Below are 13899 nucleotides of genomic sequence, written 5' to 3' on the forward strand. Positions count from 1 at the left end.
CGAAAACCCTTGTGCCGCAGGGGACTGAGAGGCGACCGGCTCCGGCGGGCGCAGCTCGTGCCAGCGCAGGTCCGCCTCCAGTTGCGCGGCGAGGGAGACGAGCAGCGGCTCGCTGTGCGCGGGACCCAACAGCTGCGCCCCGACCGGGAGTCCGCCGCTGACGAAACCGGCCGGAACGTTGACGCCGGGCCACCCCAGCACGTTCCACGGCCAGGCATACGGGCAGGCCGCGATCACCGCCCGGTCGGTGGCCAGTCCGCCGAGCCTCAGCATGGCGCCGATCCGGGGCGGGGGAGCGGCCGTGGTCGGCGCGACGATCACGTCGTACGACGTGAAGAACGCGCCGATACGGCGGTGCAGGACCGCCTCCGCACGCCGTGCCGCCCGCAGCGGCGCCCCGCCGAGCAGCCGCCCGAGCCGTGCCGCGTCCCTGGTGCGCGGGTCGAGCAGCGCGGGGTCGGGGGCCTCGCGGACCCGCTCGGCGACACCGACCGTGGCGCGCGGGACGAAGGTCAGCCCGATCTGACCGTAGGGCGGGTCGGCCTCCTCGACCGTGTGGCCCAACGCGGCCAGTTTCTCGGCGAGTTCGACGACCCGGGCCCGGATCTCCGGATGCAGCCGGGCGGGCAGCGCGGTGAACGGCGGCTTCAGCGCGAGGGCGATGCGCAGTCGGCCGGGGTCGCGGCCCACCGCCTCGGACACGTCGAGCGTGGGCGGCCGGTGCGGGTCCAGGTCGTGGTTGCCGCCGGCCGAGTCCAGCAGCAGCGCCGCGTCCGCGACCGTACGGGCCAGGGTGCCGTTGACCGTGATGCCCTGGAACGACTCGCCGCGCGGCCAGGTCGAGATGCGCCCGCGCTGCGGCTTGATGCCGATCAGATGGGTCCAGGACGCCGGGATGCGCACCGAACCCGCGCCGTCCGAGCCGAGCGCGGCCGGCACCAGGCCCGCCGCGACCGCCGCCGCCGAGCCGCCCGACGAACCGCCCGGCGTGTGCTGGGGGTTCCACGGGTTGCGGGTCGCGCCGAACGCGGGCCCCTCGGTGAACGGCCACTGTCCCAGTTCGCAGGTGTTGGTCTTGCCGACGATCACCGCGCCGGCCGCGCGCAGCCGCCGTACCGCCTCGCAGTCCTCGGCGACCGGCGCGAACGACCCCGGGCAGCCGAACGCGGTCGGCTCACCGGCCACGTCCATGTCGTCCTTGACGGCGACGGGCACGCCGAGCAGCGGGCGGCGCGCCCCGGCGGCCAGTTCCCGGTCGGCGACCTCGGCCTCGGCGAGCGCCGCCTCGGCCCGGACGATCCGGAAGGCGTTCAGCGTGCCCTGCGTCGCCTCGATCCGGGCCAGGGCCGCCTCGGCGAGGGCGCGCGAGGTCACCTCGCCGTCGGCGAGCGCACGGGCGGTCTCCGCCAGGCCGGCGGAAGGGGCGGGCGTCATGCGGGACACCTCCGGAGCGGGTGGTCTACCGAACGGTAACGTCAGCAGGGCTTCGGGGGAACGGGCTTGAAAGAAAGCCGGTTGCGTGCTCCGGTCCGCCACATCGACCAGGACTTTCCCGCATGCCTCGTTCCATCGTGCGCGAAGCATTGACGCCCTGCGACCCCACCTCTACTTTCTGACCGACTTGCCGAACTTTGTTCGGAATACCGAACCCTGGGTCAGAGGAGAGCCGCGCATGACCCCACCCCGCCCCGCATCCCCGTCCCGCCGCACCCTGCTGCGCACCCTCGCCGCCCTGCCCGCCTCGGCGCTCGTGCTCGGCGAACTGCCCGGCACGCTCGGCACCGCCGCGGCCGCCGCCCCGCCCAGCGGCTCCGCCACCCGCTACACCATCGTCCCGTTCCTCAACAGCAACGACGGCACGGTGAACGTCTACCAGTCCGACGACGCCACCGACTTCCGGCTCGTGCGCTCGTCGGCGTACACCCCGCCCAGCAACCGGATCCGCGACGCCGCGATCTTCCGGCACACCGACGGCTACTACTACATCACCTACACCACGCACACCTGGCAGGACACCAGCACCACCATCGGCTTCGCGCGCAGCACGGACCGCGTCAACTGGACCTTCCTCTACGACTATCCAGTCCCGATCGCCAACCTGTCGCGCGCGTGGGCGCCGGAGTGGTTCGTCGACAGCGACGGCAGCGTGAACGTCATCGTGTCCTGCTCCACCACCGACAACGAGTGGATCTTCACCCCGTACCGGCTGCGCGCCACCGACTCGGCGCTGTCCGCGTGGACTTCACCGGTCGCCCTGTCCGGCATCGGCGCCAACCACATCGACACGTTCATCGTGCGGATCGGCTCGACCTACCACGCCTTCCCGAAGAACGAGACCACCAAGTACATCGAGTACGCCACCGCCTCCAGCCTCACCGGCCCCTACACCATCCACCGCACCGGCGACTGGGCGGGCTGGGGCAGCTACCGCGAGGGCCCGGCGCTGGTGCAGCTCGACAACGGCGCCTGGCGCATCTTCTTCGACGGTTACGGCGACGGCACCTACTACTACAGCGACAGCTACGACACCTTCGCGACCTGGACCGCACCGCGCGCCCTGCCCGGAATCTCCGGCACGGCCCGCCACTTCACGGTCCTCAAGGAGACGGTGCCGGGCGGCGTGACCCTGGCCAGGAACGTCACCCGCTCCTTCCGCTCGGCCAACTACACCACCCGTTACTGGCAGAAGCAGTCCACCCTGCTCAACCTCCCCGTGGTGACCGCCTCCAGCACCACCGCCGAGCGGCAGGCCGCCACCTTCACGGTCGTCCCCGGCCTGGCCGACGCGGGCGCGTACTCGTTCCGCGACTCCACCGGCAACTACCTGCGCCACTACGGCTTCCGCGGCCGCTTCGACCCGAACGACGGCACGACGACGTTCGCCCGCGACGCCACGTTCATCGCCCGTACCGGCACCGCGTCGGGCTCGATCCGCTTCGAGTCGTACAACTTCCCGGGCCGCTACCTCCGCCACTACGACTACCAGCTCCGCGTCGACCTGCCGGACGGCACGGACCTGTTCCGCCAGGACAGCTCGTTCGTCCCGGTGACCGCCTGGGCCTAGCCTGCGAGACAGCCGACCAGGCCCTGCGGAACGACGGAGACCTCGAAGAACCGCTGGGCTGATCAGCGATTCACTCACGATCAGAGCGCGGCCCGTCCCGCCTCCAGTCGGGCGACCGGGACACGGAACGGCGAGCAGGAGACGTAGCCCAGGCCGGTGGCGTGGAAGAAGTGGATCGAGTCCGGGTCGCCGCCTGCTCGCCGCAGACGCCGATCTTCAGGCCGGGGTGTGCGGTGCGGCCCGTGGCGGTGGCGAGTGCGACCAGTCGGCCGACGCCCTCGCGGTCGATCGTCTCGAACGGGGAGACCGGGAAGACGCCCTTGTCGAGGTAGGCGGAGAAGAACTCGGCCTCGGCGTCGTCACGGGAGAAGCCCCAGGTGGTCTGCGGCAGGTCGTTCGTGCCGAAGGAGAAGAAGTCTGCCTGCTCGGCGATCCGGCCCGCCGTCAGCGCGGCCCGGGGCAGCTCGATCATGGTGCCGACCGGGCAGCTCACGGGGACGCCGGTCTCCGCGGAGACGTCGGCCGGCACCCGTTCCACCTCGTCGCGTTCGAGCCGGAGTTCCTCGACGGAGCCGATCAGCGGCACCATGATCTCCGCGATCGGGGTTCCGCCCGTTCTGGTGCGCTCCACGACCGCCTCCGCGACGGCCCGCACCTGCAGGGCGACCAGGCCCGGGACCACCAGGCCGAGGCGTACGCCGCGCAGGCCGAGCATCGGGTTCGCCTCGTGCAGGCGGCTCACCCCTGCGAGCAACTCCACGTCGTGCGGGTCGGGCAGGCTGCCGCGGGCCTCGGCGGTCGCGATGCGCACCGCGAGGTCGGTGCGGTCGGGCAGGAACTCGTGCAGCGGCGGGTCGAGGAGGCGGATGGTGACCGGAAGGCCGTCCATCGCCTCCAGGATGCCGATGAAGTCCTGGCGCTGCAGCGGCAGCAGCGCGGCCGGCGCGCGGTCGCGGCGGGCGGCCGTGCGGGCCAGGACGATCTCCTCGACCAGCTTGCGGCGCTCGCCGAGGAACATGTGCTCGGTGCGGCACAGACCGATGCCCTGAGCGCCGAACCGGCGGGCGCGTGCGGCGTCCTCGGAGGTGTCGGCGTTGGCCCGCACCTCCAGCCGCCGTACGCCGTCGGCTCGTTGCAGTGCGGTCGCCACGGCGTCGGCCACGTCGCCCGAGAGGGGAGAGGTGATGAGGATGGAAACGCGCTGCGGGCGCACGATCAACGTGACCCGATTCGCGCCGCACGGCCTGCCCGCCCCCATGGGACGCGTCGTACTGGACACCTCGTGCGCGCCCCACGACGAGGGCGAGTTGTGGGCGTCCCTCACGGCCGAGGAGGCCCGGCGCCTCGCGGGACCGCTGCTCTGCCAGGCCGCGGCCGTGGACCCACGAGCCGCCGCCCTGCCCGGAGAGGTCGAGGCGGTGCCCGTGGCGGGCGACGCCTTCGAGATACGGACCCGTGGCCACGTCCTGATGGCCGACCAACCGCAGTCCGCCAGGGGAACGGACACCGCACCCACGCCCGTGGAGCTCTTCGTGGCGCCGGTGGCCTTGTCCGTGCCGGCGGAGTTCCGGAAGGCCGACGACCGGCCCGCCCGGGTCGCCGCCCTCGCGCTGACCGTCCGGGCGCCCTCCCTGCCGTCCGAACGGCTGGCCGCGCTGCGTGCGGTGGTCTCGCACTGCACGGTGACCAACGTGAGCTGCGGCGAGGACGAAACGATCAGTGCGCCGGGTCCTGGTCCTGCCGGACGATGACCACGGGGCACGCCGCGTGCTGGGCGCAGCGCTGGCTGACCGATCCCAGCATCGCCCGGGCGAAGCCACCCCGGCCGCGGCTGCCGACGACGAGGAGCTCGGCTCCTTGCGAGGCCCGGATCAGCGCCTCCGACGGGTCGCCCTCCACGAGCTCCTCGCGCAGCCCGGCCGGGTGCTCGTCCTTGAAGACGGTGCGCAGCTCCTCCGTGAAACGCTCTCGGGCCTGCTCCATGTCGAACGCCGGGTCGATCGCGGGTCCGCTCCAGCCGACGGACGACGGTGTGTCCCAGGCGTGTACCGCCTCCACGACACCGCCGACGGACTGCGCGTACCGGGCCGCCCAGCGCAGCGCCGCGTACGACGACGGGGAACCGTCCACGCCCACGACCACCCGCGGTACCGGCTCAGAGGTATGCATGGCCACCTCACTCAGCAGTCGATGTCTTCAGCTCCACGCTGCCCGCACACGCAGCGCCGCGCCAGCCGGGGCATCCCGCAGGCGGCGCGACGCCGGGCTTCGTCGGGTGTTCATATCCGGCTCCCGCTGCCGTACGGGGCGTACAGATCCAGCAGCCGGATCCGGGCCGCGTGCAGCCGGTCGGCGACCACATGGCCGACCCATTCGGCGATCGCCCGGCCGAACTCCGCGTCCTGTGCGCACAGGGCCCGTACGGCCTCCGCGTCGAACTCCCAGGCCCGCACGGGGCTCAGGGCCTCGGCGCCCAGATACCGGGGGTACGGCCGGAAGTGCCAGGACCAGCCGGCCAGTTGGGCGGGCCCCGGCGACTCGATGACGGCGGCGCGGCGGCCGGGTACGTACAGGTCGAGCGTGACCATGCCGGTCCGGATGATCCAGAACCGGTCGGCGCGCCGGCCCTCCGCGAACAGGCGGGTGCCCTCGTCGAAGGAGACCTCGCGGGCGGTCCGCATCAGCCGTTCGCGGTGCTTGGCCGGGAGGCTTCCGGCCGAGGTGGTGGTGGAGGTCACCGCTCCGTTCCTTTCGTTCCGGCCGCCGCGACCGGCCCAGGATCGACCGGTCGTCGTGCTCTCCGGGAGCGGTGGGGCCTGCTGATGCCAGGCTCTTCCCGCCCGGGCGGGAGCACCACGGGCCGCACGGGCCCTGAGCGTGGGTCCTTCGGCCCAAAAGGGGCGGGAGAACAGCGCCTCGGCCTGAGGGACGGGAAGGACATCCACTTCTCGCGGATCCTGATTGCGCGGTGCGCGGTGAGGGCCGCTTCCCCGCGTCTTTCTCTGGTCCTTCCCGTCCCCCTACAGCACACCACGCGGACCGCGCGGGCGCCAGGGCCGTTCGGTCCCGGGCCGACGCCCTACCTGCCGCGAGCGTGGGATGCGACCGTGACAGGAGGACCAGGTCGCTGCCGGTGAAAGGCGGTGGGGACGATGGAACTGCCCCTGGTCGTGGGCGTCGACGGATCGAACGGCAGTCTCCACGCGGTCGACTGGGCGGTGGACGAGGCCGCCCGGCACGGTCTGCCGCTGCGGCTGATCTACGCCTCCTTGTGGGAGCGCTACGAGGGCGTCGTCCCGGCGACAAGCCCCGAACGCCCCTCGGAGCAGGCGCTGGCGGAGTACATCGTCGGCTCTGCCGCCGAGCGCGCCCGACGGCGCAACGCCGACGCCAGGATCGCCACCGACACGATCCCCGCGGACGCGGTGTCCGCCCTGCTGGAGGAGGGCCGTCGCGCCACCGCCCTGGTGACCGGCTCGCGCGGTCGCGGTGAACTGACAGGACTGCTGCTCGGCTCGGTCGGCCTGGCCGTCGCGGGCCGCGCGCCCTGCCCGGTGATCGTGGTCCGGGGTGACCGGGCCGGTCTGGCCGGCACCCACGGGCGGATCCTGCTCGGCGCCGGGGAGCCCGAGGCGTGCGGCGAGGCGGTGCGGTTCGCCTTCCGGGAGGCCGAGGCACGCGGATGCACCCTCGACGTCGTACGCGCCTGGCGCCGCCCGGCGTACGAGCCCCCCGGCCATCGGGCGGCGGCCCAGGAGTCGGCGCGGCAGTACGAGGAGCGGGCCTCCGCCGTGCTGGACGCGCTGCTCGCCGGGGCGACGGCCGACCACCCGGCGGTGCGGACGAGCCGTACGACGGTCGAGGGCCCGGCCCGCAAGGTGCTCGTGCACCGCTCGGCCGCCGCCGACCTCGTCATCCTCGGGGCGCGGCGCAGGTCCGGCCACTTCGGCCTGCAACTCGGCCGGGTGAGCCACACCCTGCTGCACCACGCGGCGTGCCCGGTGGCGGTGGTGCCGCAGCCGGGATGACCGGCCGGAGCGTGCGATGACGGGCCGGTGTGCCACGATGAACGCCGGTCACCGCAACCCGGACCTTCCCGGCGGGCCCGCCGCCCCCTGTGCCCGTCTCCGCCGTCACGTGCGGAGCGGACCCGCCAGCTCGATGATGTCGTCAGCGGCCACGTCGTGCAGCCGGATGGCGAGATCCTCCAGGGCACGGCTGGCGGCGAGTTCGTCGCCGATCTCGGGAACGGGCCGGTCGACCGGGTTCCGCCGGGCGACGCCCCTGCCGATGACGGTCGACGTCTCGCCGGTGGTGAGCACCGCACGTGCGCGCGTGTCGTCACCGTCCTCGGTGATGTAGATCTGCACGGTCCACTGCTTGGCTTCCATCGTGATCACTTCCGTACGACGGTTCTTCCCCGCCACTCCCCACCGTGCGCCCGAAACGGCCGTCGCGCCAGCGCCGCGCCTTGGGTCACTGGCTGGTTTGCCGCGGCAGGCCGGACGGCAGAGACTGATACACAACGAACCAAGGGGCTTCCGGTGGAAAATCAGTTGCAGATCCTCCTGTCCGAGGAGGGGGCGGAAGCGGAGCACGTCGCGAGACTCACCGGATATCTGCGCGAGGAACTGCTCCAGCTCGACCTGGCCGACGTGACGGCCGTCCCCGGCCCACCGGTCCCGCCCGGCGCACGGGCGGAAGAGACCGCTCTGATCGGCGCCCTGATGGTGAACCTGGGCACGGGCGCCTCCGGGCTGAGCGAGGTCCTGAACGTCGTCCGCGAGTGGTGGGGCCGGTGCCACGGCAGGCACCCGTCGCTGCGCCTGACGCTGGGCGACGACGTGCTGGTGATCTCCGGGGCGACGGACGAGGAGGTCGGGGAGGCGTTCGACCTGTTCCTCCGCCGCCACTCCACGGTGGGGACCCAGTGACCTGCTTTTTAGATTTCCTAGACCATTTGTTCATCTTCTCCGGGTGGTAGTGATCAAACAGCCGGGCAACGCTGGCGATTCCTCACCAGCGCCTGGAGTACCACCCTATGAACGTCTCGCCGACCGTCTGGCTGCTGACCGTTGCGGTCCTCTGTGTCCTCGTCGCCGTCGACTTCTTCATCGGCCGCAAACCCCATGAGGTGTCGATCAGGGAAGCCGGCACCTGGACGATCGTATGGATCGTGCTGGCCTGCGTGTTCGGGGTCGGGCTCGTCTTCTACGGCGGTGGCGGGCCGGCCGGGGAGTTCTTCGCCGGTTACATCACCGAGAAGTCACTGAGTGTCGACAACCTCTTCGTCTTCGTCCTGATCATGGCGAAGTTCTCGGTACCGGCGCAGTACCAGCAGCGGGTGCTGATGATCGGTGTGCTGATGGCGCTGGTGCTGCGCGCGGTGTTCATCGCGGCCGGTGCGGCGATCATCTCGGCGTTCTCGTGGGTGTTCTACCTCTTCGGCGCCTTCCTGATCTGGACCGCCTGGAAGCTGATCCAGGACGCGCGCAAGGAGCAGCACGAGGAGGAGTACCAGGAGAACAAGCTGCTCAAGGCCGTCGAGCGGCGCTTCGGTGTGGCCGACCGGTATCACGGCACCAAGCTGTGGATCGAGCAGAACGGCAAGCGGGTCATGACCCCGATGCTGGTCGTGATGCTGGCCATCGGTTCCACCGACGTGCTGTTCGCGCTGGACTCCATCCCCGCCATCTACGGGCTGACCCAGGACCCGTACATCGTCTTCACCGCCAACGCCTTCGCGCTGATGGGCCTCAGGCAGCTGTACTTCCTCATCGGCGGCCTGCTGAAGAAGCTGGTCCACCTGTCGTACGGCCTGTCGCTCATCCTCGGCTTCATCGGCGTCAAGCTGGTGCTGCACGCGCTGCACGAGTCCGGGGTCCACGTCCCGGAGATCAGCATCCCGTTCTCGCTGGGCTTCATCGTGCTGGTGCTCGCGGTCACGACGTTCACGAGCCTCAGGGCCACGCGCAAGCAGCAGCCCCGCGACGAGATCGGCGTCTCCTGACTCTCGCCCACGGCGGTCCCCGCTCCGGACGCAGTCGGCCGGCCCCGACCCCCGCTCAGTCGGGTCGGAGCCGGCCGGGTTTCAGGGCCCGCGATCAGGCGGCCTGCTCGGTCGCCCGCCCGTGCACGCGCGCCACGACCTCCGTGAGCTGCGCGGCGACCTCGGCGTCGTCGGCCGGGTGGGTCTCGGCGAAGCGGGTCACGGAGCCCGGGATGGAGAGCTTGACGTCCTCCAGCACCTTGGCGCCGGCGATGCCCAGCGACTTGCGGGTCTCGTCCTGCGCCCAGACGCCGCCGTACTGGCCGAAGGCGGTACCGACCACGGCGACCGGCTTGCCGGTGAGCGCGCCGGCGCCGTACGGGCGGGACAGCCAGTCGATGGCGTTCTTCAGTACGGCCGGGATGGTGCCGTTGTACTCCGGCGTGAACAGCAGCAGGGCGTCGGCGGAGGCCGCGGCCTCGCGCAGGCGGGTGGCGGGCGCCGGGACGGTGCCCTCGACGTCGATGTCCTCGTTGTAGAAGGGGACCTCGGCCAGGCCCTCGAACAGCTGGACGTCGACGCCCTCGGGCGCGAGCTTGACGGCGGCCTCGGCCAGCTGGCGGTTGTGCGAACCGGCGCGGAGGCTGCCGACGAGCGCGAGGATGCGTACAGACATGGGAACTCCTGGGGGATGCAACACGAGCGAGGTATCCGGACCGAGGTCCGTTTAATGTTGTAGCACCCTAACCGGACCGCGGTCCAGTTTCTTCCCGGTGCTTTACGCTGTCTTCATGTCCGCCTCCCTGCCACCCCTCCCGGAACCCCACGAGTCCCTGGGCACACCCGCGTTGCTCCAACTCGGCCCGTCGGTCGAGGAGCAGTGCCTGCGCGCGGACGCCGCGCGCAACCGCGCCCGGCTGCTGGAGGCCGCCGGGCGGCTGGTCGCGGAGCAGGGCGCGGCGGCGCTCACCATGGAGGCGGTGGCCGCGGCCGCGTCGGTGGGCAAGGGCACGGTCTTCCGCCGTTTCGGGGACCGGGTCGGGCTGCTGACGGCACTGCTCGACCACTCCGAGAAGAAGTTCCAGGCCGCGTTCCTCGGCGGGCCGCCGCCGCTCGGGCCCGGCGCGCCACCGGTGGAGCGGCTGCGCGCGTTCGGCTGTGCGTCGCTGCGGCGGTCGGTGGAGCAACTGGACCTCCAGCTCGCCGCCGAGCGCGGCCCCGACCGCCGTTACACCGCGCCGCCCCGGCTGCTGCTGAACGGGCACCTGCTCATGCTGCTGCGGCAGGTGGTCCCCGACGCGGACTGCGAAGTGCTCGCCCAGACGCTGATGGGGTACCTCGACCCCGCCGTGGTCCATCACCTGATCAAGCACTGCGGTATGCCGCTGGAGCGGCTGGAGACCGGGTGGATCGACCTGGTGGCGCGGGTGACGCGGACCGAGTGCCCGCCCGCCGGGGTCCGCGTCGAGTTGCCTTCCGCGGAGCCGCCCTGCGTCGAGCCGCCCTGCTGAGAGGCGCGGCGGGCCGATGGTCGGCCGTGGGCGCGAGGGCGGCCTCCCGGTCCGAGGGTGCCGCTCCAGCACGTGCGCCAGTGTGCGAGAAAGCCCCGGCCCGCACCGAGCGCGAAGAGGGAGCCGCCGCCGACCACCTCGTCGGCGACCGGCTGCCGCGTTGCACAAACGCTCGTCGCGAACGCGTACGTTCGTTGAAGGGAAGAGCACCTTCCCCCGCCCGAGCCACGCCCCACCGCCTCTGCCAAGATGCGGTACGTCATGGTGCAGATACCGAACACGCCCGCGTCCGCGCCGCCCGCCCAGCGCTCCGTGCCGACGAGCGCCGATGTGGCCCGGCTGGCCGGCGTCTCGCGCGCGACCGTCTCGTACGTCCTGAACAACACCAGCGCCGTCCGGATCAGCGAGCCCACGCGGCGCAGGGTCCACGAGGCCGCGAAGGAACTCGGGTACGTCCCGCACGCGGCCGCCCGCAGCCTGCGCGCCGGGCACAGCCGGATGGTCCTCATGCCCGCCCCGGCCATCCCGGCCGGTCCGCTCTACAGCCGGTTCATCAACGAACTCCAGTGGGCCCTCAGCCGCCTCGACTACACGGTCGTCCAGTACGGCACCCTCGGCCTGCACGGCGACGAGGCCGCCCGGGCCTGGGCCGAACTGCGGCCGGTGGCCGTGCTGGTGCCCGGCCAGGGCCTCGGCCCGCAGGGCGTGGCGGTCCTCAAGCGCTCCGGCGCCCGGGCCGTGGTCACCCTCGGCCCGGCGAGCGTCGAGGGCGCGCACGCCCTGCTCATGGACCACGCGGCCGTCGGCCAGGTGGCAGGCGGCCACCTGTACGAACGCGGCCGCCGCCGGATCGGCGTCGTCGTCCCCGAGGAGCCCGGCCTGGAGGTCTACTCCAAGCCCCGCCTGGACGGCGTACGACAGGCCCTGCACGGCACGGACGCGGTCGTCACCGAACTGCCCCTCGCCCACGAGGAGGCGGCCGCCGCCCGCCTCGCCGCGCGCTGGCGGTCGCTCGGCCTCGACGCGGTCTTCGCGTACAACGACGAGTACGCGATGCTGCTGATGCGCGCGCTGCAGGACAAGGGCGTGCGGATCCCCGAGGACACGGCGGTGATCGGCGCCGACGACCTGATGCTGGGCCGGCTGCTGCGGCCCCGGCTCAGCACCGTCCACATCGAGCTGCCGTCCGGCCGGGAACTCGCGGAACTGGTCGACCGCGCGGTGCGCGACCCGGGCGCCGCGCCCGAGCGGCACGAGGTACTGGGCGCCGAGGTGGTGCACCGCGACTCCAGCTGACGTCCTGCTCCGCCCGGACCGCCGACGCATACTCGAAGGTGTGCTGGAACGTCGTGCGGCCGGGGGTGCGTTTGCCGTACCCACATGACCGCCGGTGACCCGAACGGAGCGCCGCCATGCCGTTGCTCGATCCCAGGACCTGGCAGCCCCGCCCTCCGGCGGGGGACGAGTACGCCGTCATCGAGCCCGCCACGGGGGACACGCTCGGCCACGCCCGCCTCGCGACCGCCGACGACATCGCCTCCGCCGCCGAGGCCGCCCTCGCCGCCCAGCGCGAGTGGGCCCGCGTTCCGCACTTCGTGCGGGCCGGGGTGCTGCGGCGAGCCGGGGACCTGTTCACCGCGCACGCCGACGAACTGCGCGCATGGCTCGTCCGCGAGTCCGGCTCCATCCCGGGCAAGGCGGACTTCGAGCTGCATGTCGCCGCCCAGGAGTGCTACGAGGCCGCCGGGCTGGCCTCCCGCCCGACCGGGCACGTCCTGCCCAGCGAGATGCCCCGGCTGTCGTACACCCGGCGGGCCCCGGTCGGCGTCGTGGGCGTGATCGCCCCGTTCAACGCGCCGCTGATCCTGGCCATCCGGTCGGTCGCCCCGGCCCTGGCGCTCGGCAACGCCGTCGTGCTCAAACCGGACCCGCGCACCGCCGTCTGCGGCGGGTTCTCCCTCGCCGCCGTCCTCGCGGAGGCGGGCCTGCCCGAGGACCTGCTGCACGTGCTGCCGGGCGGCCCTGAAGCGGGCCAGGCGCTGGTCGCCGACCCGCGGGTGCCGGTCATCTCCTTCACCGGCTCCACCGCGGCCGGGCGCGCGGTCGGCGAGACCGCCGGACGCCACCTCAAACGCGCCCACCTGGAACTCGGCGGCAACTCCGCCCTGATCGTGCTCGACGACGCCGACCTCGACGCGGTGATCTCCACGGCGGCCTGGGGCTCGTTCTTCCACCAGGGCCAGATCTGCATGACGACCGGCCGCCATCTGGTGCACGCGTCGGTGTACGAGGAGTACGTCGAGCGCCTCGCCGCCCGGGCCGACTCGCTGGCCGTCGGCGACCCGTACCGCGACCGGGTCCACCTCGGCCCGGTCATCGACCGCGAGCAGCTGGCCAAGGTGCACGGGCTGGTGGAGTCGAGCAGGGCCGAGGGCGCCCGGCTGGCCGCGGGCGGCAGCTACGAGCACCTCTTCTACCGGCCGACCGTCCTCGCCGGTGTCGACGACGACACCCCGGCCTATGCGGAGGAGGTGTTCGGCCCGGTCGCGCCGGTACGGTCCTTCAAGAGCGTCGAGGAGGCGGCCGACCTCGCCGCGCACACCCCGTACGGCCTCGCCCTCGGCATCGTCACCCGCGACGCGGCCCGCGGGCTCGAAATGGCCGAGCGGATCCCGACCGGCATCGTCCACATCAACGACCAGACCGTGAACGACGAGGCCGTGGCACCCTTCGGCGGGGTCGCCGCGTCCGGCACCGGCGCCCGCTTCGGCGGCGAGGCCAACCTGGAGGCGTTCACCGACCTGCGCTGGACGACGGTACGCGCGGACGTGGCGACGTACCCGTTCTAGGGGTTACTCGCCCCCCTGCTGCCCCTGCTGCTCGGCGACCGCCTTGCGGACCTCGTCCATGTCCAGCTTGCGGGCCTGGCCGATGACGTCGGCCAGCGCGGCCTCGGGCAGGGCACCCGGCTGCGCGAACACGGCGACCCGGTCACGCACGATCATCAGCGTGGGGATCGACTGGATGCCGAAGGCCTGGGCCAGCTCCGGCTGCGCCTCGGTGTCCACCTTGCCGAACACCAGGTCCGGGTTCTCCTCCGCCGCCTTCTCGTAGACCGGCGCGAACTGACGGCACGGCCCGCACCAGGACGCCCAGAAATCGATCAGGACGAAGTCGTTGTCCGTGACCGTCTGGTCGAAGTTCTCCTTGGTGAGTTCCACGGTGTGGCTCATGGCGTGATCCCTACTTCCTGGTGTGGGGGCGAAGCCGTCGGCAAAAACACGGCCGGGACGTCGAGTATTCCGTCGGGTGTTCCGCACCCGCCCGGCCGATCA

At 72.4% G+C, this 13899-nt stretch carries 13 protein-coding genes and 2 pseudogenes; 8 read left to right on the forward strand and 7 right to left on the reverse strand.

Annotated elements, in window-relative coordinates; all coding sequences use genetic code 11:
- Nucleotides 1-12 precede the first annotated feature (12 nt).
- Nucleotides 13-1434 (reverse strand): annotated as a pseudogene (locus KWI83_RS02305) (amidase); the annotation flags it as partial.
- Between the two features lie 238 nt (nt 1435-1672).
- Here KWI83_RS02305 and KWI83_RS02310 point away from each other — a divergent pair.
- Nucleotides 1673-3064, forward strand: a complete 1392-nt coding sequence (locus KWI83_RS02310) for a glycoside hydrolase family 43 protein (RefSeq protein WP_218512507.1) — start codon at nt 1673-1675, stop codon at nt 3062-3064.
- Nucleotides 3065-3144: 80 nt separating this feature from the next.
- Here KWI83_RS02310 and KWI83_RS02315 read toward each other — a convergent pair.
- A pseudogene (locus KWI83_RS02315) lies at nt 3145-4226 on the reverse strand (putative PEP-binding protein); the annotation flags it as partial.
- Between the two features lie 28 nt (nt 4227-4254).
- Here KWI83_RS02315 and KWI83_RS02320 point away from each other — a divergent pair.
- A complete protein-coding gene (locus tag KWI83_RS02320) occupies nt 4255-4815 on the forward strand; it encodes an OsmC family protein (RefSeq protein ID WP_256361616.1) in 561 nt (186 codons plus the stop codon).
- On the opposite strand, the gene KWI83_RS02325 is transcribed toward KWI83_RS02320, so the two are convergent.
- Together KWI83_RS02325 and KWI83_RS02330 are read right to left on the reverse strand one after the other, a co-directional pair.
- Nucleotides 4781-5233 carry a universal stress protein gene (locus KWI83_RS02325; RefSeq protein WP_218512508.1) on the reverse strand — a complete coding sequence of 151 codons (453 nt, stop codon included), beginning with the start codon at nt 5231-5233 and terminating at the stop codon, nt 4781-4783. The genes KWI83_RS02320 and KWI83_RS02325 overlap by 35 nt on opposite strands.
- A 110-nt stretch (nt 5234-5343) precedes the next feature.
- The gene (locus KWI83_RS02330; RefSeq protein ID WP_218512509.1) at nt 5344-5802 is read right to left on the reverse strand and encodes a Crp/Fnr family transcriptional regulator; all 459 of its coding nucleotides are present in this window, start codon (nt 5800-5802) and stop codon (nt 5344-5346) included.
- A 414-nt stretch (nt 5803-6216) separates the two neighbouring features.
- Between KWI83_RS02330 and KWI83_RS02335 the strand changes: the two genes are divergently transcribed.
- Nucleotides 6217-7092: a universal stress protein gene (locus tag KWI83_RS02335; RefSeq protein WP_218512510.1), complete on the forward strand. Its 876-nt coding sequence runs from the start codon at nt 6217-6219 to the stop codon at nt 7090-7092.
- A 105-nt stretch (nt 7093-7197) separates the two neighbouring features.
- Here the strand turns inward: KWI83_RS02335 and KWI83_RS02340 are convergent, their stop codons facing one another.
- Nucleotides 7198-7455: a DUF1876 domain-containing protein gene (locus tag KWI83_RS02340; RefSeq protein ID WP_218512727.1), complete on the reverse strand. Its 258-nt coding sequence runs from the start codon at nt 7453-7455 to the stop codon at nt 7198-7200.
- Between the two features lie 153 nt (nt 7456-7608).
- Between KWI83_RS02340 and KWI83_RS02345 the strand changes: the two genes are divergently transcribed.
- The gene (locus tag KWI83_RS02345; protein ID WP_218512511.1) at nt 7609-7998 is read left to right on the forward strand and encodes a hypothetical protein; all 390 of its coding nucleotides are present in this window, start codon (nt 7609-7611) and stop codon (nt 7996-7998) included.
- A 107-nt stretch (nt 7999-8105) separates the two neighbouring features.
- Nucleotides 8106-9074: a TerC family protein gene (locus tag KWI83_RS02350; RefSeq protein WP_218512512.1), complete on the forward strand. Its 969-nt coding sequence runs from the start codon at nt 8106-8108 to the stop codon at nt 9072-9074.
- A 94-nt stretch (nt 9075-9168) separates the two neighbouring features.
- On the opposite strand, the gene KWI83_RS02355 is transcribed toward KWI83_RS02350, so the two are convergent.
- Nucleotides 9169-9729, reverse strand: a complete 561-nt coding sequence (locus tag KWI83_RS02355) for an NAD(P)H-dependent oxidoreductase (RefSeq protein ID WP_218512513.1) — start codon at nt 9727-9729, stop codon at nt 9169-9171.
- A gap of 115 nt (nt 9730-9844) precedes the next feature.
- Here KWI83_RS02355 and KWI83_RS02360 point away from each other — a divergent pair, with 115 nt between their 5' ends.
- The 3 genes from KWI83_RS02360 (at nt 9845) to KWI83_RS02370 (ending at nt 13413) form a co-directional block, all read left to right on the forward strand.
- Nucleotides 9845-10564, forward strand: a complete 720-nt coding sequence (locus tag KWI83_RS02360) for a TetR/AcrR family transcriptional regulator (protein WP_218512514.1) — start codon at nt 9845-9847, stop codon at nt 10562-10564.
- Between the two features lie 261 nt (nt 10565-10825).
- Complete coding sequence (locus KWI83_RS02365) at nt 10826-11860, forward strand: LacI family DNA-binding transcriptional regulator (protein ID WP_374106265.1); 1035 nt, start codon at nt 10826-10828, stop codon at nt 11858-11860.
- A 116-nt stretch (nt 11861-11976) separates the two neighbouring features.
- Nucleotides 11977-13413, forward strand: coding sequence for a benzaldehyde dehydrogenase (locus KWI83_RS02370; protein ID WP_218512516.1), 1437 nt, complete (start codon nt 11977-11979; stop codon nt 13411-13413).
- A 3-nt stretch (nt 13414-13416) separates the two neighbouring features.
- On the opposite strand, the gene trxA is transcribed toward KWI83_RS02370, so the two are convergent.
- Nucleotides 13417-13797: a thioredoxin gene (trxA, locus tag KWI83_RS02375; protein WP_218512517.1), complete on the reverse strand. Its 381-nt coding sequence runs from the start codon at nt 13795-13797 to the stop codon at nt 13417-13419.
- Nucleotides 13798-13899 lie beyond the last annotated feature (102 nt).

Origin of the sequence: Streptomyces sp. TRM70350, assembly GCF_019219825.1 — a bacterium.
Taxonomy (GTDB): domain Bacteria; phylum Actinomycetota; class Actinomycetes; order Streptomycetales; family Streptomycetaceae; genus Streptomyces.

Excerpts from the sequence above, each read along its gene's own strand:
- KWI83_RS02355 (WP_218512513.1), bottom strand. The coding sequence starts at position 9,729 with ATGTCTGTACGCATCCTCGCGCTCGTCGGCAGCCTCCGCGCCGGTTCG.
- KWI83_RS02365 (WP_374106265.1), top strand. The coding sequence starts at position 10,826 with ATGGTGCAGATACCGAACACGCCCGCGTCCGCGCCGCCCGCCCAGCGC.
- KWI83_RS02360 (WP_218512514.1), top strand. The coding sequence starts at position 9,845 with ATGTCCGCCTCCCTGCCACCCCTCCCGGAACCCCACGAGTCCCTGGGC.
- KWI83_RS02320 (WP_256361616.1), top strand. The coding sequence starts at position 4,255 with ATGGAAACGCGCTGCGGGCGCACGATCAACGTGACCCGATTCGCGCCG.
- KWI83_RS02335 (WP_218512510.1), top strand. The coding sequence starts at position 6,217 with ATGGAACTGCCCCTGGTCGTGGGCGTCGACGGATCGAACGGCAGTCTC.
- trxA (WP_218512517.1), bottom strand. The coding sequence starts at position 13,797 with ATGAGCCACACCGTGGAACTCACCAAGGAGAACTTCGACCAGACGGTC.
- KWI83_RS02325 (WP_218512508.1), bottom strand. The coding sequence starts at position 5,233 with ATGCATACCTCTGAGCCGGTACCGCGGGTGGTCGTGGGCGTGGACGGT.
- KWI83_RS02340 (WP_218512727.1), bottom strand. The coding sequence starts at position 7,455 with ATGGAAGCCAAGCAGTGGACCGTGCAGATCTACATCACCGAGGACGGT.
- KWI83_RS02370 (WP_218512516.1), top strand. The coding sequence starts at position 11,977 with ATGCCGTTGCTCGATCCCAGGACCTGGCAGCCCCGCCCTCCGGCGGGG.
- KWI83_RS02350 (WP_218512512.1), top strand. The coding sequence starts at position 8,106 with ATGAACGTCTCGCCGACCGTCTGGCTGCTGACCGTTGCGGTCCTCTGT.
- KWI83_RS02310 (WP_218512507.1), top strand. The coding sequence starts at position 1,673 with ATGACCCCACCCCGCCCCGCATCCCCGTCCCGCCGCACCCTGCTGCGC.